Origin of the sequence: Pedobacter sp. MC2016-15 (assembly GCF_026239695.1) — a bacterium.
Taxonomy (GTDB): Bacteria; Bacteroidota; Bacteroidia; order Sphingobacteriales; family Sphingobacteriaceae; genus Pedobacter.
Genome location: NZ_JAPIVS010000004.1, coordinates 330406 through 354317, shown reverse-complemented (window position 1 = coordinate 354317; position 23912 = coordinate 330406). Strand labels below are relative to the sequence as shown.

Below are 23912 nucleotides of genomic sequence, written 5' to 3'. Positions count from 1 at the left end.
AATGTTATGCCTGAGCCTGTTGGCTCTGCGCAACAAATAATGTTTGTTTTTAAGGATGATCACCATGGTGACCGGTTGAAGAAAAGATTGAGGAATGCCTGGATTAAACCTTTTAGCAGCCTAACAGATACAGCAACAACATCGCATAGAATTTGCTGGTGTGTAATCTAAGTAGGAGACGTTAAGAGTTTTCATCGCTTGATTTGTTTTGCCGTAAATCGCCGCTAACCAGCGGCTTTCATTTGAATACCACGCAATTATAAGCATCTTAATCAGATAATCCAATTAATACTACTTTTTTAGTAGACTTTAATTGTAAAATAAAAATGACAAAACTATTGAGGGGAGCTTCTCTACCCCACTCAGATGATATTGTGGTGTATAGCCTTTGCGACTACACCTGTCAGAGAATTTACATCCAGTTTTTCATAGATACTTTTGATATGAGTTCTGACCGTATCATAGCTGATATTTAACTCCATACCAATCATCTTATGACTTAAACCATCAACTACAGCTGCAAGCACTTGCCGCTCACGTGGAGTGAGCTTATATTCAGGTACCCGAGGATGGATTCTGCCAATCAATCCTTTCTGGAGGGTATTGATCACTTTTCGTGAAATCGAGGGACTCATCGGTGATCCTCCATTATAAAGTTCTTTGATAGCATTGATAAGAAAACGATTCAGATGAGTTTTCAATATATATCCTGAAGCTCCCGCAGCAATGGATTGAAATACCCGCTCATCATCTTCAAACACCGTTTGTATGAGAATCTGGATATGCGGAAATTTGTGGTTCAACGTTCTCACGGTTTCGATGCTGTTTACCTTTGCCATCTCGATATCCATGATGACGATATCTGGTCTTAAGCGATAAATATCCCTTACACAACTGACTGCATTTTTATAATTTCCGACGATCTGAAAGGCAGGATCTGTATTCAATAATTCGGTAATCCGATGACGAACATTATCATTTTCATCAAATATCGCTATCCGTATAGACATGATTTATAAATTGATTTTTATGAATTGACTATACAAAGGTCATCAGAAAATAACCCCTGAATAATAGACATATAGCAAAGTCTTATGCATATTTTTCCCTGAGGATGTATTTTGTATCAATATACTTATCAAATAATTATCAAAAATGGACCAGTAAGTAGCTTCAGCTGGATACTCCGGAAGGAGCAGCAGTTAATATTTCAGATTAGGTCTGATAAAAGCTCATGAGTATCGGAAGACGCTGGCGTACCTGGGGCGACTGCATGGGATCATAGTGAAAAAGCTCTTTTCCCTTCTGGCTGACCCTGATAGAGAAGGGTTGCTTCAGAACTTCTGTCAGATGATAAACACTGAGTAATTCTGCAATATCCTCGTGCCAGCTGGCTGTGCTGTAAAGAGATACAAATGAGGTTTTGCTCAGTCCTTTGTATACAGCTGCTGCCTCTGAGGGAAGGAATTTTCTGCCGCCCCGGCGAAAGTGGTTTTTCACCAGAACAGAGTCTGCAAGAGGTTGCTGATGTGTAAAAATATCCTCCCAAATACCCCGGGCAAAGTTTTGCGTAAAAGTATTTTGTTTAGTTTTTCCGGCCAGCGTGTCGGTAGAGATAAGCCCGGTTGATCCGTCCAGCACATGTGTACCTTCATGTAATAATACGTAAGTGAATGCACTCAGTTTTCCGGCATCTATTGAGACCGTTATAGATGAGTCGCCACTGCTATAGCAGGTACGTTCTTTTTCAGTCACCCATTCAGAAATGGTTTGCGGAAGGATCCCTGCCCTGAAGGCAATATGATATTGTTTATCCTCGCCTCCCGCAGTGAGGGGTGCTGTTAAAGCTGTATTTGGCATATTATCCAGAAAGCTGATACTTTTGAGGTGCTGCATCAATACTTTCTGATGCCGGGAAGGAAGTACCGCAAATGCATCAGACACAATCTTCATCTCCTCTTTTGTGAGTGGATGTTCCTTCGGTGACATTCCTGCATCCTGAAACATCCTGATGACATAAGCTGGCGTTGTACCAACCCTCGACAGGAAAGCAGACTGTGGCTTGTGCTGAGCAAAACCTGGCAGGGCTGCGCAGATGAGTGCAATTAGAACGTTGATGGGATTTCGTGATAGTATCATGGCAGTACTAATGAAAAGTTTAAATCTCAATCTCATCTAAGTTGCTTTTCATGAGATATTTAGTTCTGAAACTGGAAGGTGATTCACCGGTTTTGATAAAAAATAGCCGGCTGAAATAAGCAGGATCTTCATAACCTAAATTATAGGCGATCTCCTTAGCCTTCATATCTGTATGCACAAGAAGTCTTTTGGCTTCCAGAATGATACGGTTTTTTATGATTTCATTTGGCTGAGGAAGATTCAATCGTTTAAACCTGTGCGTAAGTGTTTTTGGTGCCACCAGCAACAGATCTGCATAGTCTGCAACAGTATGTTTATTCCTGTAATGCTTATCTACAAGTAAAGTGAATTTCCTGAAACAATCCGGATCACTATCGCGGTCTGTCAGTACCCCGCCCAGGTGTTGCTGTTTCCAGATCCGTGCAGACTTGATGAAGAGCTGCTTCAGGTAAGTGCGGAGCATCTCTTCCTGAGAAGAGTCTTTGAGGGCGAATTCAGTCTCGATATGAGTGAAGAGATTAGTGATAAATTCAGCGTCCTGATCAGGAACACAAGTCATGGACACATTGTTAATATTATTAAACAAAAGTCCGTCGCATGCCACCTCTTCATCATGGATTTCAATGCAGTAAAAATCACGGTTATAGAAAATGAAGTATCCCTCATTTCCTTGCAGGTCCTGAATGTTTAACACCTGGCTAGGGGTAACAAAGAACAATGCAGGACCTGCTGCACTATATTGGCTAAAATCCACCTTAACCTTACCTCCCTGAGGTAAATAAATGACTTTGATGTAAGACTTGTAGGCTTCAGAATTCAGGAGATTCTGGCTTTCCTGGCTCACATGTATCAACCCTATCGTTTTAAAGTTGTTGTCAAATACCTGCTGTTTCATCTTCGTATGATTTTAATCTGAGTAAAACATACTCCTTCATTACCTGGGATAAATTTCGGTAGTAAACAGATTAATAACAAGTACGGAAATACGATTCATATAGGGACATTTTTAGCCCTATTTCAATTTAAAGCCTCCTTTCTGATTCCTTTATCGGCACATCATTGATGCTGGCATACCTTTTTTGCATCAGGCCATTTTCATCAAACTCCCAGTTTTCATTGCCATATGCACGAAACAATTCATCCTGATCATTGCGGAATTCATATTCAAACCGCACAGCAATCCTGTTATTGCTGAAAGCCCAGAGTTCTTTCTTCAGTTTATAATCCAATTCCTTTTCCCATTTGGCGGTCAGGAATTGTACAATTTCTTCCCGACCGTTCACAAAGACCGACCTGTTGCGCCACTCACTATCTACTGTATAGGCCATAGATACTTTAACAGGATCCTGGCTGTTCCAGGCGTCTTCAGCCAGCTGTACTTTTTGTTTTGCTGTCTCTACATTAAATGGAGGCAGCGGGAATTTTTGTTCCATCGTTTTTTCATTTTAGTATGAGAGCAATTATAGGATATTTCTCCAGGTTATGAAAAGAATATCAGCTTCCCTGATATGATATTTTTAGGAAGCAGCATTTATTTATTTGATATATTGTCTTGAAACAGCAAAGCTAATTTATCTCAGGAATCGTTCCGTCAGTTCAAAAACACGGTCGATCCACACTACCGTAGTTCCTGCAATCACAATGGCAACGAGTTCTAAAGTAAATTTCTGCACGATCTTTCTGTCTTTCACAGTTTTCCAGATAATGGGCAGGCTGATTACCGCACTGGCGAGTGATGAAAGTATAGCCACACTACCCGCAACGGATGCCGTAATCTGCGCGTGACTAGCCATTGTCGCTGCAGCTGCAGTGGTACTGGCGCTACTGATCAATCCTCCGAAAACACCTGTAGCCAGCATACCGTAACTGCCGAAGCCCCTGGTGAGCAATGTTCCTCCAATTTGTATCAGCACAAATAGCAGCCCGAAGGTAAGCACCTTGGGCACCGAGATTGGTGTATCCAGATGTGGAGTATCAACTTCCTCTACTTTGATCACTTCATTACTATCATTTCTGACATCCATCCATATACATAAACCCGAGACCAGAGACATCGCTATCAGCGGTAACAGACTTGCGGGTAATGCTGCAGGGCAAAAGATCCCCACCAGAATCAGGTTTCTCGCAAACATTGCAATGTTGGTGAGCAGGCATAAAACAGTGATCTTGGAGGTCAAAGCCCTGGTCTGCGCCCTGCCGCTGATCTCTGCCACGGTAGCCGTGCTGTTTACCAGTCCCCCAAAAATAGCCCCCCAATACAAGCCATCCGTGCTGAAGATTCTGAGGAAAACATAATTGAGAAAGCCAATACCCGAAATTGCGATCACACTCAGCCAGGCATCACTGGGATTGATTAAGTTCCAAGGATCGATATACCTGTTGGGCATCAGCGGATAGATTACAAAACCGATCAGTCCCAATATAATCGCACTTCTGATTTCCGAAGGTTTTAAACCACCCGCAAAGCGATTCAGTTCTATCTTCCATGCCAGTAACATCGTCATCGCAATGGCACCGGCAACGGGGGTAAAGATATGGCCGAAGCCTACCAAAACTCCCAGCAGGTAATCTACGATCAGTGCTGCCGAGGTGGCAATCTCCAGCGTATTGTTTACCCTTAAACTCCTTACATTGATGCCTGTAATCAGCAGAAAAACACCCAGCATGGATACAATAACAATTTCCAGTCCGATGATGGAAGAAAGTACGCCCAGTAATGCAATGATTGAAAATGTGCGGATTCCGGCTTCCTGGTGCGACCATTTACGTTCCATTCCGATCAGCATGCCGATACCGACTCCTACAACAATTTTTAACGCAACTGGCCCGGGGTTTAGATTGATAAATTCCTTGAGTGATTCCATTCGTGATGATATAGCTTCAATATAAGGAATTTACAGCGTAAGAGCCCTATTTCAGCTTATATATCACCGTTAAGATCGTATCTGTTTTTTCGAATTGGTGGTTACCTGGCGTATGATGGAAAGAAAAAAATGTGCTTACAGGACTTTAAGTACACTAAAGCGTAAGTATCCGTTTTCAATTTTTTGCGATTGTTTATTGTCATTAAAAACAGTCAAGTTGAATTTAGCTTCCAATAAGTAATCCTTTTCCCTTTTGGTAATACTGATGATTTCAAATTTGGAATCCCTCTGGTCTGCCGAGATAACTGAAGCTGGTTTAGTTAAATCCCATTGGGTATAGGACTTGTAGTCGCCCTTGTCATTAATAATCCTGACTGCAATTCCTGATATGGAATTGTTTCTCCAATAATCAGTTGCATATTTATACATTCCCGGAGCAAAGATGTCAATCCGGTTTTTAGGGTACTGCAGCCAGCCTCCATTATTCTCACTTGCAAATTCTGTTATATCCTTGTTATATACTTTTATAAAAGAAAGGATGATAAATGATTGGTCTGCTTTTATTGCAAAATCTCTCACAAATAAAAGGGAATCCTCATCACCTTTTATCAGATAGCTATGATATTCATCCGAGGTAATTTTAGTATTAGATTGTGTATTGAGAGTTGTGCCCTTTTCGATATTATTTGACACGTACTTTTTCCCATTTACGGTATAAGATACTGAATCTGTAAGCAGTTTTGCAGTGCGGGGATCCTCGTTTGTTCCTTTTTTACAAGCAGAGAGCATCAGCAGGCATAAAAAGAGACCTAAAAAATTTACTTGTTTCATATTTTATTTTCCCATTTGTAGTCAAATTTAAAGAAAAACAGCGATTTAAAACACAATAAATAAAATAGATTTAAAATTACAGTTATAACAATAGCATGAAGAGAATATCTTTTCGATAAAGTATTGACAAGAAAGTAAATGTGAATTTATCTATGTTAAATTACAGTAATGAAAAGTAATTGATCTCCAGGAATTTCTGCATGCCTTTGATGCCGTTAACCTTTGTTTCGATTTCTTTTACCACACCTGCGACTTTTATTTTTTCGGCTGGCAATTTTAGTTTACCACGATCATGGGCAATCAAGAATACTTCCTCGTTATGATCATTGCTGATCTCGTACAGATCATATCTGTCCATGACAGGTTCGGGAACGAACATCGTTACTTTACCAGTGAATATAGGGATCAGTATGAAGCCATTAAATTCTGATTTACTTTCTTTTACAGTGGGAATTCCTGTAAGAATTACATTTCCTCCAAGTACACCTAAATGATCAACCTCATGCACCATGAGTTCATGGGCCTTATATTTCAGAAACCCTCTCCTCAACTTATCATCCAGGCTGGATATGATCTCTACCTGATCTATTTTCGCCAACTTTGAAATTGATAGCTCTAAGAATAATATAAGATGTTGCTTTTCATTGGTCATACCAGCAACTTTAGCCAGTTCCGCAGCGTTGATTTCTCCGTCTCCGGCTTTCGTGAAAAGGTTAAAGAAGTGACCACCATTATCTAAATGGTTCATCGCTTCATTGATATTTTGAAAAGGTATAAGTTCTTTCATTGCAATTATATTCTTAAGATGCTACTCAATGCATAAAGTTACACGAAAGAACAATTTCCGGTCGCTATTTCTATATTTAACCTTAGAAAAACATTCATTCGTGCAACTATAGCAAAAAAAAGTTGCCTATTTAGCTAAGCCTCCTGCAAGTTTAATCTAAAGAATCCTATGAGATCAACCTTATCCCTCTTATCATTAATTTTATGTTTATCCTTGTCGGCATTAGCAGGTTTTTCCCAAACGCCAACAACCTTTCAGTCTTACCAGGTCGAGGTTAAAGGTGTAAATTTCAGTGTCGATCCACGCATAGAATTCTTTCATACGGTAGAAGTTCTCAGCGGTTTACCACTGGTAAATTTTATCGAACTGGATTATAAGCAGGACATTCTGATTAAGCTTGCTCCATATAAAAATCATCCCCTGTTTGCCTACCTGAAGCGAAACAGCCTGTATGGAAAGCTCTTCAATTCTATTGATGCGCCTATCTGGACAATGCTACATATGACTGAAGATCTGGAATGGCGCAAAGATATTCCTGTTGCAGAGGCTAAGGACCCTGGCCTGGATTCACTGCGTCTACTCATGAAAGATTTTGCAAAGAAATCCAACTATGTCCAATTCTTTAACAGCCATGCAGATTTTTTCCGCATCGCTTTGTCAACTCTTACCTACAATTTACCCAATTTCAATGAAAAAGATCGTTTGCTGAATTATTGCGGAAGCAGCGGCGGAAAAAATATCCGGTTCAATGTTATCCTCAACTTCCTGGGCTGGGGTAACTTTGGGCCACGGATTTTTAAGAAAGATGGTGCTGGGTTATATGCCGTAATCGCGCCCGAAAAAACTGCCATACGAGTACCCACCTTTGATGTTTCAGCACTCTACCGCCTGCTATGGCATGAGTTTGCGCACTCCTTTGCGAATCCTGCTGTTGAAAAACATCAATCACAATTTGATCAGTTTGAGTGGATGTGGCACCCCATAAAGGAACCGATGAAAGCTCAGGGCTATCATTCCTGGCAATCAGTGGTCAAAGAACATCTCACTGAAGCTATCGCATGCCGCATGGCCGCACTTAAGTTCGGTGAGAACGCTGCCGACTTAAACTATGTACGACGCCAATACGGAATGCAGTGGATTTATCTCCACCCATTGCTGGATGCACTGAAATACTACGAGAAAAACCGTCGTAAGTATCCTACATTGGAGAGTTTTATCCCAGAAATCATCACTGCTTTCAAACAGGTAAAGCAGAGTGATATAGACCCCTGGATGGCAGAAACTGATATCATCAGAAAGCCTAAAATCAGCTCCATACCAATAATTGACGATATCTATGGTCAAAAAGATATCTTGTTTGTTCTTTCAAGTGATGAAACAGACAAAGAAGCAGACCGAAAACTGAAGGACTTTATAAATAGATTCAAAAATATGGTGCCAGCATTGAAAGATGGCAAAGTAGTAATGGATACTACGGCTTTGAAAATGAACCTAACTAACTATAATCTTTCGGTCTGGGGTACACCACATGGTAATAAATTCTTGCAAAAATATATCAGACAGATACCATTGTTGATAGAGGATAAAAAAGTAATAGCAGAGAACATATACCAAGGCACTGGCTATGGAATACTAATGGCTTGGGTTAACCCTTTAAACACAGAAAAAGTGATGGCTATTTACACCGGACAAAATCCGGCCGATGTCATCGATTTTAATCAGATCCCGAATGGTGCCGGAAATTATCACATTTTTAATAACAAAGTCACGCTAAAGCAGGGAACCTTTATTCGTCAGAATGATATCTGGTTCGCAAAATAGATGATGCTTGTGTCAGGCTAACTCTCCTTTGCAGCCTCAAAATGTAAATCAGCTTTCATCTTAACCAACTTACCTAATAGAAGCGTGCTGGGCAGGCTGGCATTTTTGGATGCCGCAGCAACTGCAAAGTTCAAAGTTTCAATCTCTGTTTCACGATTATTTAGTATATCCTGATAAGTAGAAATGAGTTGTCCGTCAGACATTTTACTCAACAGCAGGATATTTTCCAGCATTTCGTCCAAACCTAAGTTCACACCTATCCCCTTTGCTACCACAAGACACTCCTTCACCACCTCTGTAGCAAGAGCCATGGCTGAAGAATCCCTGTAAAATACACCATTATCAATTTCTAACAGAGGACATATAGAATTGAAGACACAATTACTGATCACCTTTTTCCAGATCACAGTCCGGATATCTTCCTCTGCCCGGAAGCCAAATATCGATGTATTTATTTCTTCAATAATATACTCTAGCATTGATGATGAACCAGATATCGTACCAACCGGAGATGCTGCAACAGGTTTAAACCGCACCCTGTTGCCTGTTAACGACTGGCTTGTGGTAAATAAAACACACCTGTACAGATTCTCAAAGCCATACTCAAGAAAAGGTTTTTCTACATCCAATCCATTCTGCAGGAATACGATTGGCGACTCATTAGTTTTAAACCTGAGTTTCTCCGCCAAGGCCTCATTTCCAAAAGACTTGGTAGCGAGCAGAATAATTCCATCGAGGCTGTCATGATGATTCAATGTGCTGATCTTCAGCTCTGCCTGCAACACACCATTTTCAGTTTCTACCTCTATACTTTCAGTGCTGACCGGTTGCTGATCCACACTTCCTCTAATGATGGTTACCTTCTTTCCATTTAAAGTGAGCGCTACAGCTAAAGCTTTCGCAATTACTCCGTTACCAATAATATATATATCCTTCATCTAAGCAAAGCTATTGGTCTTGTTAAGATTCTGATATCCCCTAATGTGGGGCTTTCAAATACATTTGTTACGCCATTTCCTTCAGAAAAACCTCTTTGATCTGCGCAATCTCCGCATCATAAATTGTCTTTTTTCTGGTACCGAAATAAATCGTGTTCTCGATATGTTTAAAGCCATCCCAGATCAGGTTCAGGCTACCGTTCTCCAATTCTTTCATCGCTAGGAAGTCGGGTATCACCGCAAGACCTTCCCCGCTGCTGAGGCACCTCACGATGGAGCTGATATTGGGAACAATATAGTTGGGTTTAAAATCGGGACGCTTGCCGAAGTTCAAATGCCAGAAGCGCCGTAGATGCTCCATATCGCCCGTAGTACCATACCAAAGCTGCTTCTTTAACCACTGCTGAATCTGGGGCCTTTTGGCATCGTCCAGTATTCCCATAAGTTCGGAAGTATCCGTCCGCGCTCCGCCTACTACCACTATTCTTTCCTTTGAGAAAGCCTCATACTGTATTGCGGGATAATCACCTTTCTGAGGCGTAATGATCAGGTCCAGAATACCTGCGTCCAGATCGGCCAGCATCTCGGGATAATCGCCAAATTTAATGATCACATTGAAATCAAAGCTGGGCAGGTAAGACTCCAGTGTAAACTGAAAGGTTTCAAAGCACATGCCGATGCTGATTGTAGGCCGCTCCTTCTCCGTACTGCGATGAAAATGATGCTCTGCCTCTTCCAGTTTAACGATTGCCTCCAGCGTAAAGTTATACAAGACCTTTCCACGCTCTGTAGGCACCATTTTCCTCGAAGTACGATCAAAAAGCTTGTACCCCACATATGCTTCCAAAGAGTTGAGGTGCAGACTGATGCCAGGTTGTGAGACATACAATGCCTCTGCAGCAGCAGTAAGGCTACCGCGTTCATAGATAGCTTTAAAGCTTCTGAACCATTCTAAGTTGACCATATCTTATTATAATTATAATGATACAAAGGTATAACTTATACTATTTTAATTATAACACTTAGCCCAGTAACTTTGTCCTATCAAGAAGAAAAGAAATGAAAGAATCTAAAAAAATATTTGTTATCAACGGTGGTCAGGTATTCGGTCATTCCGGCGGAAGGTTTAACAGGACGATCTACGAAGCGACACAGCAGTTTTTTGCAGATAAGGAAGGATTTGAAATCCGCTCTACAGATATCAATGATGCATATGACCCCGAAGAAGAAGTAAAAAACTTTGTTTGGGCAGATACGATCATCTACCATACCCCAATCTGGTGGTTTCAGTTACCACATGGTTTCAAAAAGTATATCGATGAGGTTTTCACTGCCGGACACCGCAAGGGGATATATAACAGTGACGGACGTAAAGCGGAAAACCCGGAAATCAACTATGGTACAGGTGGCATGATGCACGGACGAAAATATATCGTAACCACTTCATGGAACGCACCTGCTACGGCTTTTACCTTACCAGGTGAGTTCTTTAATGAAACCAACGTGGATGAAGGACCGCTGTTCGGTTTCCACCGCATGAATGCCTTTGCCGGTATCGAACAGCTGGAAAGCCTCCATTTCCACGATGTGGAGAAAAATGCAGATATCGAAAAAGACCTGCAGCGCTACCGCTCACACCTGGAGAAGGTATTCCATCTGACTGAAGAAGAGGAACAAGTACTCAACAGCATTTAATGCTGTTGAGTTGTGTTCAGATAACGATCAAAGAATTCATAGATCCTCAGCATCTGGTCTATCCTCTGCCTGTTATCCCCTGATCTCACCAGCTCATGGCTGGCACCCGGATGTCTGACATATTCAACGGGTTTACCCAACACCTTCAGGCTTTTATAAAACATATCACTTTGTACCGTTCCTGTTCTGCCATCATTCTCACCATGAAACATCAGCAGCGGCGTATTGACGCGCTGTACAAAGTTTACCGGCGATTGAGCTTCAAGTACCTTCCTCACCGCCGGATCCCATGGGTAACCGCCAAAATACCGCGGTACCATGCGCCAGACATTGGCTTCGCCAAAGAAGGTCGCAAAATTATACACTCCCCGCTGGCTGCTCGCCGCCAGAAACCTGTTGTCATGACTAATAATCCAGGCCGTGAGGTAGCCTGCATAAGAACCACCACTGATCAATAGTTTCTTCGGATCTGCCCAACCCAGGGCAACCGTCCGGTCTACAGTAGTCAGTACATCACTTGCAGGACCTGGTCCCCAGTCATTCAGATTAGCCTTGAGGAAAGCATCGCCATAACCATTAGATCCCCTTGGGTTGCCATATACCACAGCAATTCCCTGCGCACAAAAATACTGGAACTCATGCCACATCGACTGATCTCCCGGACCCCACATCGAAGCGGGACCACCATGCATTTCCAGTAGCAATGGATATTTCTTTGTAGCATCAAAATTAATTGGCTTCATCACCCAATACTCTACTTCCAGTCCCTTATCATTAACAAAAGTGTATTTTTGAGGTATACTCAGTTGTTTGTTGGCTAGCCAGCCAGAGTTGAGTGCTGTGAGCACCTTTGGAGCTTTCAGTGCAAGGTCCGAGCTGTACACTTCTGAAGGATTACTTACCGAGGTTTTCACATAGATAATCCGGTTACCAGAAATATCAAAATCCGAAAGACCATCATCCTCAGAACTCAATTGCGTCACCTTACCATTTGATAACAAAGCATTGTAAAGCGGCGATCCGCCATTACTGGAAGCAGTAAAGTATACCGACTTCTCATTTTCTGCAAACAATACATCACTCTTTGAGCGGTCCAGTAAAATTTTGATAGCCTGAGCATTTGCGTCAGCTATTTTTTTCACAAAGAGTTGCGGCACATTTACCGTTCCCGGAACCGATGTTTGGTAAGCAAGCCACTTACCGCTTTCCGATACTGCGGCAACACTAAAAGATTTACCTTCTTCTCCCAGCAACTTTGTAAGTCCGCTGCCATCAGCATTAACGGTGTAAATCTGGTCTTCCAGTGCATTATCAGGATGATGCAATGAATCCAGTTTGCTGGTCAGCACCAGTTTATCATTACTCAGGAACTTCGGGTTACTAAAAGAATAAAAGCCCCTTGTTATCGCTTTTGGTACGGCAGCAGAATCTGCATCCATGATAAACACATGTGTAAAACGCAATTCGCTTGTCGTAGTTGTCTCGTTTTGGAACTGTACACGGGTAAGAACTTTAGCCTTCTTGTCGGATTCATTCGCGCTCAGGTAAGCCCTGATCTCCTCAATGCTGCCGTTTGCATTGCTTTTGGCCTTAGTGATTTTCAGATCTTCGTTAGCAGAGAATCCAGGTTTCTCATCATTCCAGGCTGGTACCTTATGCTCAGGGTTAAGACTGGCATCTGCCACGTATTCCTGTAGAGAAATCGAAGAAGTAAACAGAATCCTGCGACCATTCGGGCTCCAGGAAAGACTGCCTGCACCATATTTAAAATTGCTGATCTGCTGTATCTTGCCGTCAGCCACCTGTAACAGAAAGATCTGCTGTTTCCCCTTTACGTTTCTCAGGAACGCAATTCGTTTGCCATCAGGACTGTAGGCTGGCTGTGAGACTGCCTCCTTACCTTCAACAAATGGAACAGCCTTTGCCCCTGCTCTGAGATCCAGCTTCCAGAACTGGTTCTTATACGTAAAATCGTTTTTATCTTTCTCGGACGGAACAATGCTGTTCACAGAAAAAAGAACTGTAGAACCGGAAGGAGAAATCTGAACATTTCCTGCCCTTTTGATCAGCAGAAGATCAGTCACCGCAATTCCTTCTTTTTGCACCTGTGCCTGAAGCTGTGAAGAAAGAAGAGTAGAGGCAACTAAGAATACGAATATTTTCATTTTATAATTTTATTTGAGCAGAAGATCCATTAATAGATTAGCTGATACTTCTCCTTTATGTTTGATAAAGTCTCGCGGAGTTTTATCGCCAATTTCATAAACAAGCGACTCGGCACCATACTGTTTAAAGAGATAACTAAAAGCAGTATAAGTAGGTCCACCGCTGTACAGTGATTTTACGTTGGGCACATATCCCGGGATTTGTTCCTGGGTTTTGCGGAGCCAGCTGGAGATCAGGTCCGGATTGTCGCTCTTCAATTTTGGATCTACACGGTAGTAAATATCATCATAGGTAGAATGGAAGTCGATTGCAAAGACCAGCTTGTTTCCCTGATCACTAATCTCCTTCTTCAGAAAATCCCTTACTGCCGACGACTCTGGTTGGTTGAACGCATCCCAGTCGCGATTTAAGTCTACACCACCGGTATTATGTCTCCAGTTTCCTTCATCAACACCATCTGGATTCATTAGCGGAACTATATATACCAGGTATTCCTTCAGAAACTTCTTAGACAATTTAGCATCAGAAATCAGCGTCTGTACAAAGGCTGTCATCGCATAATGCCCTGTCACCTCCGGTGGATGTTGCCTGCCATAAATGAGGATGCGCTTTTTACTCGCTGGGTTTCCTATTTTCAGTACTGTCAGCGGTTTTCCCAGTGTACTGGTGCCAATCTGCAATGCAGTAGTATTTGGCTGATGGTTCAGTTCAGCAACCCATCCGGAAACATGCTTACTCGTAAAAAGCTCCTGCGCAGCCACCCAGGTGGTATCTTTACCTACCTTAAGTTTAAACTCATAGTTTTGCGGTACAGAATCAAGTTCAAAGTACTTTTTTGCCCCCGCAGTTTCCAGAGATGACCAACTCAATCCGTCCCTGCTGATTTTAGCAGGGTAACGGTGCCTCCCCTGCAGATATGTTAAACTAATAGTAATATTCTTTTCTTTGGCCGCCCAGACCTTAAAGGCATACCATGGACTGCCATTTATGGGTACATTTTCCGGACTGATCAGCGCTGTGTAGAGTGTATCATTTACTTTCAGCATACCATTCAGTCTTCCACCCTCAAAGTCATTGCTGAAATAAACGTCATCTCCCTTTTGTAAGAAGATGCCTTTCCATTGACGCAATACCGGTCGGCTGACCGTAGATACACCACGAATTGGCCCCTGACCTTTGAACCCTGTTTTATTCTGAGCCACAGCAACATTCCCCAGCAGAAGAGCGGCAATATAAATCGTTTTTATATTTATCATTTTCATTCTATTTATCCAGCAATTCCTTTAGCTTTTCCTGAAGCTGCTCTCCGCGAAGGTTCCGTGCTACAATTACTCCCTTGGAATCTATCAGGTAGTTGCCCGGAATTGCCCTTACCCCGTACAATTTAGCGATCTCACTTTTCCAGTACACCAGTTCAGAAACCTGTGGCCAGTTCAGGTGGTCGTCATTGATTCCCTGCACCCAGCTTTCCTTATTTTTATCCAGTGAAACACCAAAGACGCTGAAACCTTTATCCTTGTATTTCTGGTAGGCCGCAACAACATTCGGATTCTCCTTACGACAAGGTCCGCACCATGAAGCCCAGAAATCCAGCAGTGTGTATCCTTTAAGATTATCTGAGAATTTGATTGTTTTCCCCGAAGGGTCTGTTCCGGAGAAGTCCGGTGCTTTTTTCCCTACAGCCAGTCCGTCCAAAACTTCAACCAGCTTTTTAAGCTCCAGGACATAAGTGTTATTCGCGAGGCTCTTGTCTAGCAGGCCAATGTTTTTTGTGATATCCTCAGGACTTAACCTGTACGACCAGTTGCGGTACAGCACATATGCGGATACAATTGATGCCGGATGGTCTGTAATAAATTTGCTGATTTCCAGATCGCGCGTGTTCTTGTAAGTTTCAAAAAGATCCTGCGGAGCAGATCCCTTCACTGCTGAACGGCTATATCCTTTTACAGGACTCAGGTTCACAGAGATCTTTCCCTGATCCAGGAAAACATACAGCGGGATGCGGGTCGTATCAACACTTAGTCCGTATAATTCCGGAAGCACCACAGCAGAGCTGAATTTAAATTTTCCATTGGTTACTACTGCCGAGTCTACAGTGCTGAACATTTTATTATGAAATTTCTGCAGATAAACCTTATTGACAACGGTGTCAGCAACTGCGCCTTCAAGGTTCAGTTTGCTCTTCTGCTGTGCGCCAGCACTGAATACACTCAGCGAGAAGGCAGCGATTATAATTGATTTTTTCATGTGTTTTCGATTTATGGGTTAGTAAAGTTTATTGGTAGCTAATTCTGTATTTGGTGCCGGAAAAACATAGTTGGCCGCCGTTGTTGCTACGGCCGGCGTTTGCAGGTTCCCATCGCCTTTGGCCGGCAAGGCCTGCAGGTTTCTCAGCAGGTCCCCGGCGCGAAGCCCTTCGCCCAGCAGTTCAATTCTGCGCTCCTTCCATATTGTTTCTACCAGGGCTTGCTGTGTAGCAGTTGCCGCTGCAGGAAAAACGTAAGCAGCATCAGAACGCTGGTGAACAGCTTTAAGCAAGTTGGTGGCCAGCACCAGATTACCTGTTCTTGCGGCAGCTTCAGCATAATTGAGCAGTACCTCTGCATAACGGATGACAGGAATGTAGTCAAGAAAGGGAGATGGCTTTGCATATTTTCTGAAATATTGCTTTCCTGAAACAGTTCTCGTCAGTGCTGTCCGGCGTGCGTCAGCAGTTCCCCATTGGGCATCTCCAAGTATTCCTGCCGGGTTCAGGTAGTATTCCAGGTTGGTATTGTAGATATAAGCAATGGACGACTGACCCGTATAAGAATCCAGTGTGCTCATCGGAATACTGAAAATAGATTCTGCCGTAGCGTAGTCGGATGAGAAGATCGTAGCTATAGAAGGTTGCAGGGCATGTTTCACCGCCGTTGCGGTGGTACTGAACGGCGCTGTTGTTTGTGGCGCCAGTTTCTCCGCTTCTTCAGCAACTTTGGCGTAGTTGTTCATGGAGAGGTAAACCCTTGTTTTCAGCGCAATGGCGGCACTCGTATGTGCCCTGGTTGTATTCAGGTCGTTGCTGGTATAATTTTGTGGCAAGGCAGCTTCAGCTTCATCCAGGTCTTTGAGCACCTGTGCGTATATTTCGGCTACAGAGCTTCTAGCAAGATCGTTGTTTTCCGGACCTGCCTCTGCCTTCAAACGCAGGGGTACACCTTTAGAGGCCCCGGCATCCTTGTTATAAGGTTGTCCAAAACTGATCACCAGATCATAGTAAGCCAGTGCTCTCAGAAATTTTGCTTCCCCAACATACTGAGCGGCTTTCGCATTAGTTACCACGCCAGGGTTGGCGGCCAAACCAGCGATCAGTGTATTGGCCCTGTTGATCGTAGTATAGGCTGCCGACCACAAGTTGTTGATATCGTTAGAACCAGAACTGTAAGCGTTATTCCATCCGTCATATCCGGTATAAGTATTGGCAGTGATGTTCAGGAAATCTTCCCCTCTCACATCCTGGTACAGCAAAAACCTGCCGCCATAGAGACTTGCCCCTTTCAGCGCTTTGTATATCCCGTTTGCCACACCTTCAATCCTTGCCGGTGATTTAAAGATATCCTCGTCAGAGATCGTGGTTTCTGGTGCAATAGTCAGATCGTCATTTTTCTCGCAGGAACTGATCAGTGCAGTTGCCGACAAAAGAAGAATGAATTTATATTTGATGATGATTCCGTAGTATTTGTTCATGATGATTTAAGATTTCGATTAAAAACTTAGATTAAGACCCAGTGTGAAAGTCCTGCCCTGACCAATAGAGTTTTTCTCTACACCGATAGACGTTGTTGTATCGCCGTTAGAGGCAGTCTCAGGATCAGATCCCGTATAGCCCGTTAGCAAAAACAGGTTATTTGCCTGGCCATAGATCCTCAAACCTGAGATATCGAGTTTATTCAGGAATTTCTTTGGCAAAGAATACCCAAGTACCAGCGTTTGTAACCTCAGGAAGTCTGCTTTCTGCGCATTCTCAGAGATAGAAAATCCATTGGAACCATTGGAGATCACATCATTATAAACCAGTCTCGGGATATTGGTCACCTGACCCGGGGTAGTCCATCTGTCAAGAACATCAGTTGAGTTGTTGTAAAAACGCTGATCCAGCAGTGTACCCCTGGTACCGTTTAACATCTTGTTTCCTCCAGAATATGTCAGGTTTACGGTAAGGTCAAAAGCTTTGTACTGGAAACTGTTGGAGAAACCACCATACCATGTTGGTACAGAATTACTTAAGATCTGATAATCAGCCACGGTAATCGCTTCAGCGGTGCGGCCGTCCAGGTATGTCCAGTTGCTTTGTCCTGTTGGTACCGCAGCGCTGTATTGTACTTTTTCACCGTTTTTATTGATAAAGATACGACGCCCGTTTTCAGGGTTAACACCCGCACTTACCGCACCATACAAACTGCTTACAGAGTAGCCTACACGCGTCACATTGTTCGCTTCTGTAGTCGTCTGCGTATAACCGATAATGTCGCTGTTGCCTTCTGCCAGTGCTGTAACCCTGTTTTTTACGTGTGTATAGTTAAATGAAGCTCTCCAGTTAAAATCTTTGCCAGTCAGAACTGTACCCGATAGGCCCAGCTCAATACCCCTGTTGTACATGGCACCCACGTTGGTCAGGATGGCATCGCCCGGTAAACCTTTTGAAGGCGACTGCGGACTGCTCAGAATCAAACCATTGACATCATTGTTGAAGTATTCGGCAGAGAATTGCAACCTGTCATGAAATAAACCCGCTTCTATACCTCCGTTTGTTTGTTTACTCGTCTCCCATCCGAGGCTCGGATTTCCTGCCTGCGACAGTGCCCATGTTGCTGCAGATCCATAGATTGATGCCGCATACAGGTTAAGAGAGGCGTAGGCCGATGAAAGATTTCCGTTACCCACTTTACCCCAGCTCCCTTTAAGTTTCAGGGAATTTACCACAGCGCTCAAGGCCGTGTTTTTATAAAAAGATTCTTCACTCAGCAACCATCCGGCAGATACACCGCCAAAGTTACCGTACTTGTTATCACCACCAAGAGCAGAGTTCCCGTCTTTTCTGAAGTTTGCAGTTAAGAAATACTTGCCCGCATAATCATACGATAACCTGAAGAATGAAGAAAGGTAAAGTTTTTCTGATATGCTGTTGCCAGATGAGCGGATGGTTGCCCATGTACCCTGGTAGTTTTCAAAGAAAGGATCAGAAGTCCCTGTCTGGTTGGCGCCCCAGGCGGTGTAATTAAATTTCTGAACATCATATCCAGCTAATGCGGCGATGTGGTGTTTCTCTCCAAACCTCTTGTCATAGTTGAGGGTGTTGGTAAAGTTGTAGTTATTTCTGAGCGCAGCGATATTGGTTGCAGAACCGCCGGCAGAAAAGCCCGAGGAGCCAAGCAGAGGACTCAGGTAGGTAATATTTTCAGATCTCAGGCGGTCGAGACCATAGTTACTTTCAAAGGTTAACCCATCCAGCAGTTTAATAGATGCATGAACATTCCCTACGATATGATCATTAGAAGTTTTGTAGGTACTGTTATCAAACAATGCTCCCGGATGCCATAAGGTATTGGTAAACAAGTTATTTCCGGCGCCTAACGTTCCGGTGGCACTCAGGTTATACGAACCATCTGCATTGTAGGGAGAAACGTTCGGTGGCAGAGAGAAAGCCAGTCGCCCCGCACCAATCAGCAACAAACCACTGCTGCTCAGTGAACCCGTATTTTGCGCTCTGTTGTCCGTATTGTTATACGAGAAGTTACCTGTCAGCTTAAACCAGCGGTTTACCTGGTGATCAATGTTAAAGCGCAGCCCCTTTCTTTCGAATGTATTGTCCTGCGTAATCCCCTGCTGTTTGGAGTAGTTGGAAGAGAAATAATACTTTGTAGTTTCATTTCCACCGCCAACGCTGATATTATGGTTATGGGATACCCCGGTGCGATAAACCTGGTCGTACCACCGTGTATCCACATTCGAGCCGTCAGCATTTTGTGAGGGAAAAAAAAGCGCTGAAGCCACATTCGCGTTATTTTCATTTCCGCTCAGGATTTTGCTGTTCAGTACAGCTTCGTTTTTGATCTGCACATATTGCTCACTGTTCAGCAGCTCCGGCAATCTCGAAGCATTGGTTATGCCCACCCATGCGTCATAGGAAACCTTTGCCCTGCCCTGTTTTCCCTTTTTTGTAGTTACCAAAATTACACCACCGGCAGCACGAGAGCCATAGATAGAAGTTGAGGCCGCATCTTTCAGTACATCTATCGATTCAATATCAGAGGGGTTGATGTCAGATAATGGATTATTAGCTACAGAGTTGGTAGTAGAGATATCTCCCGTATTCACAGGGATACCATCCACCACAACCAGAGGAGAAGAACTGAGTGAAATAGAGTTTATTCCGCGGATGCGGATCACCGGCGCATCATTAAGTACACCACTAGGCGTAGATATCTGTACACCCGGCGCCTTTCCTATCAGCGCCTGCTCAAAACTCTGAACAGGAATGTCCTTTACCGCTTCGGCTGTGATCCTTGCTGCAGAACCAGTAAATTCTTTTTTCGCCTGGGTGCCATAACCCACAACCACAACATCTTTGAGGTTGGTATTGGAGGCAGATAGTTTGATCTCGCTGAATGATGACCCTGGTGTTTTCGTGATGCTGGTGTATCCTACATAACTGAAGGTTACCGCCTTGTCATCAGCAGTCACGGTGATCGAGAACTGACCGTTTGTTTTGCTCAAGACCGATCTGCCGCTTTGGTTTGCCTTGATAATTACGCCTGGAATAGGGCCGCCTGTTTCAGCATCCCTCACGGTTCCGCTAAGTTGCCTGTCCTGTGCGAACAGTCTTGCAGAAAAAACTACAAGTAGTAAAATAAGACTCAGTAAGTTTTTTTTCATAATAATTGAGTGTAAAAATTGGACATAAGAATTCCATCGCCTGGTTAAGGCCGTGATTTAAGGTTGAGAAAATTAGTAGGTTGGCGAGTGCCTAGCGCATTCGCATCGACATATCAGAACAATAGTGAGGATTACAATTTGGCTGACATGATGGAGAGTAAGAGCACATTAAAATAGATTTTTGCTGATCGCGTTTCATTGTAATTATTGATAAGTTTTAAAAAATGGTTTGAAACTTATTCAGATTTTTCCAAGGAAATCTCTCTTATCTATCCTCATTTAAGAGGAAGGATTTAGCACCTTATTTGGCAACAGGTTGCTAAGACATCACAGGGCCCATTCCCTCAGTCTTTCTGGATAAGTAACACAGATATGATCTGCTGCTACAAATGTATACAAATTTAGTAGACTTTAAAATTTATCTAGTATTTTTTTTGACTGATCCTGTAAAATTGAGACTAATGGATTTTTAGAGAGACGAAAAGATTGAAAATCAGGTCAGTTGAGTTCAATAATAATATCTTTATATAGATATGTACTGATATATAGATGTCATGATATTTTGTACGAATGATATATCTTCGGGAGCTGTGACAAACTGTTGTCACACGTTGTATTGATCTTTGAATTCAAATCAAAAACAATTATGATGATCAATTATCTCTCAACAATGAATTGGACAAGTGTCCTGATTGCATTTTTACTGTATTTCTTTTTAGGAGGCCTGTGGTTTACCTTGTTGTTTAAAAAAGCCTATGCCCAGTCGTTGGGTAAAGTCGGGCAATTGCCGGAGAAACCAGCTCCCATTTTTATTGTAGGTCCTGCGTTGTGTTCATTTGTCATTACCATTGCCACATCGGTTTTGATCTACGCGCTGGATATCTCTACGATCAGTAGCGCGATCGAGTTTGCAATGATTGTAGGTATAGGTTATCTCGTCGCCAATACGGTTAATATTGCGATCAACCCTAATATTCCGAATCCAATACTTTACGGAATCATCAGCGGCACATACCACCTGACGGGGATTACTATTGTTTGTGTGGTGCTTGTACTGATGAAGGCTTAAATCATCAAGGCTTTCCCGAAGCTTTCGCTGAGGGAAGCCATTGATCTATTCTTTTATCTTCGCTATGATGATAAGAATACCTTTAAAGACAAAATAAAGTAATACCGGAATAGCCAGGAACATTGCTACTATCATTATTTCTGGTGTACCAAGGGCTGCAAGAATTGAGTTCATAAAGGTTGAGATTAAAGCGTTTATAGGATGTATAACAAATATATAAAACTGACGATAAAAAACAAGTCTTGATAACGATGCATGATACAGAAATAATTTCACCGGCTAGTCAGGCAGAATGGAGAGCGTGGTTGATGAAGAATCATCTCTCCTCAGCTAATGTATGGCTGAAATTCTATAAGAAGAAATCTGACAAACACAACTTTACCTGGAGTGCCGCAGTGGATGAGGCGCTGTGTTTTGGCTGGGTAGATAGCAGGCGAAAACCTCTTGATGATGAAAAGTTTATCCAATTCTTTTGTAAGCGCAAAGCTTTAAGTACATGGTCAGAGATCAATAAAGCAAAAGTTGCAAATCTGATCGAAACACAGCAGATGATGCCTGCAGGCTTAACTGCTATCAACATTGGTAAAGAAAACGGTTCATGGAATTTCCTGGACGACATCGATGCTCTTGTTCTCCCTGCAGACCTGAAGTTGGCATTTGAGCAGCAATCCGGCACTCTGGAGTATTATTCTAACTTGAGTAAATCTGTTAAAAAATCAATCCTGCAATGGCTCAAATTTAGCAAGACTGATAAAACCCGCAAAAAGCGGATCATTGAAATCGTAAGTGCTGCTGCCCTGCAGGGCGTACCATCAGCAATCAGACGCTAGGTGATCTGTATTCTAAATGTGATGTACCTCACATAATCACCAGCCTATTTCAAATGTGATGTAGGTCACGGTCAATTCTCTCTGTTTCATGGCAACTTTGTGATGTAATCAATCAGGAATCATTCACTTAATAGCCAACATTATGCAAAAAGAACTTATTGTAAAATGGAAAATCAAAGAAACAGAAACAGCAGGCGTCCTTAGTTTACTGTCAGAGCTGGCAGCAGAAACAAAGAAAGAAAAAGGAAACCTTTATTATGCGATCTATCAATCAGAAACAGACGCTAACGAACTCATCCTACACGAGCGCTATGCGGACGAGGAAGCGCTGGATGCCCACAAAAATTCAGTTCACTATCAAACCATAGTGGCCGGAAAAATCATTCCACATCTTGAAGTACGCGAAGTAACCTTTGTAAAACAATTAATTTAAAAATTCAATATCATGAGAAATATTTTGATCATCGTTTCCAATGCCAATGCTATTGGTCCGAACAACAGAAGAACAGGGATTTTTTTACCTGAAGTAGCACACCCTTATGCAGAATTTGAGGCGGCAAATTACCAGATTGATTTTGCCAGTTTAACAGGAGACACGCCCTATCTGGATGCTTTAAATCTGGCAGACGACCCTCAAAACTTATCCTTCTTAACCGGAAAAGGCTGGGCGGACATGCAAAAAGCAAAGAAATTGGCTGATGTGGATGTTAGTGCATATGACGGGATTTTTATTCCCGGCGGATTGGCACCCATGGTGGATATGCCGGAAAATGAATTGCTTAAAAAAGTGATTAAAGAAGCTTACGAACGTCAGGATGCCGTTGGCGCAGTATGTCACGGTCCGGTTTCGCTGCTCAATGTAAAACTGAGTGATGGTACCTTCCTGTTAGAGGGCAAAAACATTACTTCATTTACTAATGAGGAGGAGAATAACTACGCTGCTGCTGACGTACCATTCCTTCTGCAAAGTGCATTGACAAACCAAGGCGCTAAATTCCATGAAGCAGAACCGTGGTCAGCTCACAGTATCATTGACGGCAATCTGATAACCGGTCAAAATCCGGCTTCAGCAAAAGGAGTTGCTGAAAAAATGATCAAGTTTTTAGAAGACTAAAAAATGGAATGCCCTGATAGATGCTATTGGGGCATTACTTCTTAGTACAGGCGACTCAACGTCTCCCGCGATACGCCAAGATAGGCTGCGATCAGATGTTTGGGAACTACATTGTACAGCAAGGGATACATTTTCAGCAGTTCTTCATAACGATATTTGGCATCATTATTCATAAACGACAAGAGCCTTTTCTGAGAGGCTACGTACCCTCTGTTGGAGCGCCAGCGGAAAAAATACTCCAATGCATAAATTTCAGAGCAAAGCCTTTCTCTATCCTCACTGGAAAGACATAGCACTTCTGAATCTGTAATGCAGTCGAGGTTAACAGTGGCGTCTACCCCACCGTATATTGCATTATAGTCAGAAGCCCACCAGGTAGACATGGCAAACTGAAGGATAAACATCTTCTGATCATCATTTACATAGAAAGTTTTCAGGCAGCCATTCAGTACAAAATATTCACTATCCACTTTATCACCCACACTGATAATAGTTTGTCCTTTTTTATAAGATTGGGGTTTAAAATGAGAAAAGAAATAATCAAACTCTTCATCTGTCAGAGTAACGGTTTTGGCCAGATGCTGCTTTAATATATCCTGAGGACTCATGTGATGAAAGTATTAAAGCCCTAAGATATAAAATTTGTGTTGGGCATACTTACAAATACTTATTGACTATCTCCATGTAGTAATCCCAAACTTTTTGCTCATTCTGAAGTGAATTGTATTCTTCGTCCAAGT

21 protein-coding genes and 1 riboswitch are annotated in these 23912 nt (G+C 42.6%); of the genes, 6 read left to right on the top strand and 15 right to left on the bottom strand.

Annotated elements, in window-relative coordinates; all coding sequences use genetic code 11:
• Positions 1-362 precede the first annotated feature (362 nt).
• From OQY15_RS14225 to OQY15_RS14195, 7 genes are all read right to left on the bottom strand, one after another.
• Positions 363-1010, bottom strand: coding sequence for a response regulator transcription factor (locus OQY15_RS14225; RefSeq protein WP_265792448.1), 648 nt, complete (start codon positions 1008-1010; stop codon positions 363-365).
• A gap of 205 nt (positions 1011-1215) precedes the next feature.
• Complete coding sequence (locus tag OQY15_RS14220) at positions 1216-2139, bottom strand: hypothetical protein (protein WP_265792447.1); 924 nt, start codon at positions 2137-2139, stop codon at positions 1216-1218.
• Positions 2140-2158: 19 nt separating this feature from the next.
• Positions 2159-3034 (bottom strand): helix-turn-helix domain-containing protein, encoded by an 876-nt coding sequence (locus OQY15_RS14215; RefSeq protein ID WP_265792446.1) that lies wholly within the window; start codon positions 3032-3034, stop codon positions 2159-2161.
• 127 nt (positions 3035-3161) lie between these two features.
• Positions 3162-3572, bottom strand: coding sequence for a nuclear transport factor 2 family protein (locus tag OQY15_RS14210; protein ID WP_265792445.1), 411 nt, complete (start codon positions 3570-3572; stop codon positions 3162-3164).
• Between the two features lie 138 nt (positions 3573-3710).
• Positions 3711-5003, bottom strand: coding sequence for a DUF4010 domain-containing protein (locus OQY15_RS14205; protein WP_265792444.1), 1293 nt, complete (start codon positions 5001-5003; stop codon positions 3711-3713).
• Positions 5004-5138: 135 nt separating this feature from the next.
• Positions 5139-5834 (bottom strand): hypothetical protein, encoded by a 696-nt coding sequence (locus OQY15_RS14200; protein WP_265792443.1) that lies wholly within the window; start codon positions 5832-5834, stop codon positions 5139-5141.
• 160 nt (positions 5835-5994) lie between these two features.
• Positions 5995-6621, bottom strand: a complete 627-nt coding sequence (locus OQY15_RS14195; RefSeq protein ID WP_265792442.1) for a hypothetical protein — start codon at positions 6619-6621, stop codon at positions 5995-5997.
• 168 nt (positions 6622-6789) lie between these two features.
• On the opposite strand from OQY15_RS14195, the gene OQY15_RS14190 reads away from it, so the two are divergent.
• The gene (locus OQY15_RS14190) at positions 6790-8442 is read left to right on the top strand and encodes a DUF4932 domain-containing protein (RefSeq protein ID WP_265792441.1); all 1653 of its coding nucleotides are present in this window, start codon (positions 6790-6792) and stop codon (positions 8440-8442) included.
• A 17-nt stretch (positions 8443-8459) separates the two neighbouring features.
• Here OQY15_RS14190 and OQY15_RS14185 read toward each other — a convergent pair whose 3' ends face one another.
• Both OQY15_RS14185 and OQY15_RS14180 read right to left on the bottom strand, forming a co-directional pair.
• Positions 8460-9380: a ketopantoate reductase C-terminal domain-containing protein gene (locus OQY15_RS14185; RefSeq protein ID WP_265792440.1), complete on the bottom strand. Its 921-nt coding sequence runs from the start codon at positions 9378-9380 to the stop codon at positions 8460-8462.
• 67 nt (positions 9381-9447) lie between these two features.
• Positions 9448-10344 (bottom strand): LysR family transcriptional regulator, encoded by an 897-nt coding sequence (locus OQY15_RS14180; protein WP_265792439.1) that lies wholly within the window; start codon positions 10342-10344, stop codon positions 9448-9450.
• Between the two features lie 95 nt (positions 10345-10439).
• On the opposite strand from OQY15_RS14180, the gene OQY15_RS14175 reads away from it, so the two are divergent.
• On the top strand, positions 10440-11075 hold the full coding sequence (locus tag OQY15_RS14175; protein ID WP_265792438.1) for an NAD(P)H-dependent oxidoreductase: 636 nt from the start codon (positions 10440-10442) through the stop codon (positions 11073-11075).
• Here OQY15_RS14175 and OQY15_RS14170 read toward each other — a convergent pair.
• From OQY15_RS14170 to OQY15_RS14150, 5 genes are read right to left on the bottom strand one after another with little or no spacing between them, the layout of a single operon-like run.
• A complete protein-coding gene (locus OQY15_RS14170) occupies positions 11072-13240 on the bottom strand; it encodes a S9 family peptidase (RefSeq protein WP_265792437.1) in 2169 nt (722 codons plus the stop codon). The two genes, OQY15_RS14175 and OQY15_RS14170, sit on opposite strands and share 4 nt — an antisense overlap.
• Positions 13241-13249: 9 nt before the next feature.
• Positions 13250-14497 carry a M14 family metallopeptidase gene (locus tag OQY15_RS14165; protein WP_265792436.1) on the bottom strand — a complete coding sequence of 416 codons (1248 nt, stop codon included), beginning with the start codon at positions 14495-14497 and terminating at the stop codon, positions 13250-13252.
• Positions 14498-14504: 7 nt separating this feature from the next.
• Entirely contained in the window at positions 14505-15491 is a 987-nt protein-coding gene (locus OQY15_RS14160; protein WP_265792435.1) for a TlpA disulfide reductase family protein, read from the bottom strand.
• Between the two features lie 18 nt (positions 15492-15509).
• Complete coding sequence (locus tag OQY15_RS14155; RefSeq protein ID WP_265792434.1) at positions 15510-16970, bottom strand: RagB/SusD family nutrient uptake outer membrane protein; 1461 nt, start codon at positions 16968-16970, stop codon at positions 15510-15512.
• An 18-nt stretch (positions 16971-16988) separates the two neighbouring features.
• On the bottom strand, positions 16989-20159 hold the full coding sequence (locus OQY15_RS14150) for a SusC/RagA family TonB-linked outer membrane protein (RefSeq protein WP_265792432.1): 3171 nt from the start codon (positions 20157-20159) through the stop codon (positions 16989-16991).
• Positions 20160-20421: 262 nt separating this feature from the next.
• A riboswitch (SAM riboswitch) is annotated at positions 20422-20523 on the bottom strand.
• Between the two features lie 306 nt (positions 20524-20829).
• Between OQY15_RS14150 and OQY15_RS14145 the strand changes: the two genes are divergently transcribed.
• From OQY15_RS14145 to OQY15_RS14130, 4 genes are all read left to right on the top strand, one after another.
• Positions 20830-21228 carry a DUF1761 domain-containing protein gene (locus OQY15_RS14145; RefSeq protein WP_265792431.1) on the top strand — a complete coding sequence of 133 codons (399 nt, stop codon included), beginning with the start codon at positions 20830-20832 and terminating at the stop codon, positions 21226-21228.
• A 308-nt stretch (positions 21229-21536) separates the two neighbouring features.
• Positions 21537-22058, top strand: a complete 522-nt coding sequence (locus tag OQY15_RS14140; protein ID WP_265792430.1) for a YdeI/OmpD-associated family protein — start codon at positions 21537-21539, stop codon at positions 22056-22058.
• A gap of 142 nt (positions 22059-22200) precedes the next feature.
• Positions 22201-22491: a putative quinol monooxygenase gene (locus OQY15_RS14135; protein WP_265792429.1), complete on the top strand. Its 291-nt coding sequence runs from the start codon at positions 22201-22203 to the stop codon at positions 22489-22491.
• Between the two features lie 12 nt (positions 22492-22503).
• Positions 22504-23172 (top strand): type 1 glutamine amidotransferase domain-containing protein, encoded by a 669-nt coding sequence (locus OQY15_RS14130; RefSeq protein ID WP_265792428.1) that lies wholly within the window; start codon positions 22504-22506, stop codon positions 23170-23172.
• Between the two features lie 41 nt (positions 23173-23213).
• Here OQY15_RS14130 and OQY15_RS14125 read toward each other — a convergent pair whose 3' ends face one another.
• Positions 23214-23780: a Crp/Fnr family transcriptional regulator gene (locus tag OQY15_RS14125; protein ID WP_265792427.1), complete on the bottom strand. Its 567-nt coding sequence runs from the start codon at positions 23778-23780 to the stop codon at positions 23214-23216.
• Positions 23781-23912 lie beyond the last annotated feature (132 nt).

What these genes read in the sequence shown, in the direction of transcription:
- OQY15_RS14185 (WP_265792440.1), bottom strand. Translation starts at nt 9,380, where the DNA reads ATGAAGGATATATATATTATTGGTAACGGAGTAATTGCGAAAGCTTTA.
- OQY15_RS14200 (WP_265792443.1), bottom strand. Translation starts at nt 5,834, where the DNA reads ATGAAACAAGTAAATTTTTTAGGTCTCTTTTTATGCCTGCTGATGCTC.
- OQY15_RS14155 (WP_265792434.1), bottom strand. Translation starts at nt 16,970, where the DNA reads ATGAACAAATACTACGGAATCATCATCAAATATAAATTCATTCTTCTT.
- OQY15_RS14205 (WP_265792444.1), bottom strand. Translation starts at nt 5,003, where the DNA reads ATGGAATCACTCAAGGAATTTATCAATCTAAACCCCGGGCCAGTTGCG.
- OQY15_RS14195 (WP_265792442.1), bottom strand. Translation starts at nt 6,621, where the DNA reads ATGAAAGAACTTATACCTTTTCAAAATATCAATGAAGCGATGAACCAT.
- OQY15_RS14190 (WP_265792441.1), top strand. Translation starts at nt 6,790, where the DNA reads ATGAGATCAACCTTATCCCTCTTATCATTAATTTTATGTTTATCCTTG.
- OQY15_RS14210 (WP_265792445.1), bottom strand. Translation starts at nt 3,572, where the DNA reads ATGGAACAAAAATTCCCGCTGCCTCCATTTAATGTAGAGACAGCAAAA.
- OQY15_RS14150 (WP_265792432.1), bottom strand. Translation starts at nt 20,159, where the DNA reads ATGAAAAAAAACTTACTGAGTCTTATTTTACTACTTGTAGTTTTTTCT.
- OQY15_RS14220 (WP_265792447.1), bottom strand. Translation starts at nt 2,139, where the DNA reads ATGATACTATCACGAAATCCCATCAACGTTCTAATTGCACTCATCTGC.
- OQY15_RS14135 (WP_265792429.1), top strand. Translation starts at nt 22,201, where the DNA reads ATGCAAAAAGAACTTATTGTAAAATGGAAAATCAAAGAAACAGAAACA.
- OQY15_RS14125 (WP_265792427.1), bottom strand. Translation starts at nt 23,780, where the DNA reads ATGAGTCCTCAGGATATATTAAAGCAGCATCTGGCCAAAACCGTTACT.
- OQY15_RS14175 (WP_265792438.1), top strand. Translation starts at nt 10,440, where the DNA reads ATGAAAGAATCTAAAAAAATATTTGTTATCAACGGTGGTCAGGTATTC.
- OQY15_RS14170 (WP_265792437.1), bottom strand. Translation starts at nt 13,240, where the DNA reads ATGAAAATATTCGTATTCTTAGTTGCCTCTACTCTTCTTTCTTCACAG.
- OQY15_RS14180 (WP_265792439.1), bottom strand. Translation starts at nt 10,344, where the DNA reads ATGGTCAACTTAGAATGGTTCAGAAGCTTTAAAGCTATCTATGAACGC.
- OQY15_RS14130 (WP_265792428.1), top strand. Translation starts at nt 22,504, where the DNA reads ATGAGAAATATTTTGATCATCGTTTCCAATGCCAATGCTATTGGTCCG.
- OQY15_RS14160 (WP_265792435.1), bottom strand. Translation starts at nt 15,491, where the DNA reads ATGAAAAAATCAATTATAATCGCTGCCTTCTCGCTGAGTGTATTCAGT.
- OQY15_RS14225 (WP_265792448.1), bottom strand. Translation starts at nt 1,010, where the DNA reads ATGTCTATACGGATAGCGATATTTGATGAAAATGATAATGTTCGTCAT.
- OQY15_RS14165 (WP_265792436.1), bottom strand. Translation starts at nt 14,497, where the DNA reads ATGATAAATATAAAAACGATTTATATTGCCGCTCTTCTGCTGGGGAAT.
- OQY15_RS14145 (WP_265792431.1), top strand. Translation starts at nt 20,830, where the DNA reads ATGAATTGGACAAGTGTCCTGATTGCATTTTTACTGTATTTCTTTTTA.
- OQY15_RS14215 (WP_265792446.1), bottom strand. Translation starts at nt 3,034, where the DNA reads ATGAAACAGCAGGTATTTGACAACAACTTTAAAACGATAGGGTTGATA.
- OQY15_RS14140 (WP_265792430.1), top strand. Translation starts at nt 21,537, where the DNA reads ATGAAGAATCATCTCTCCTCAGCTAATGTATGGCTGAAATTCTATAAG.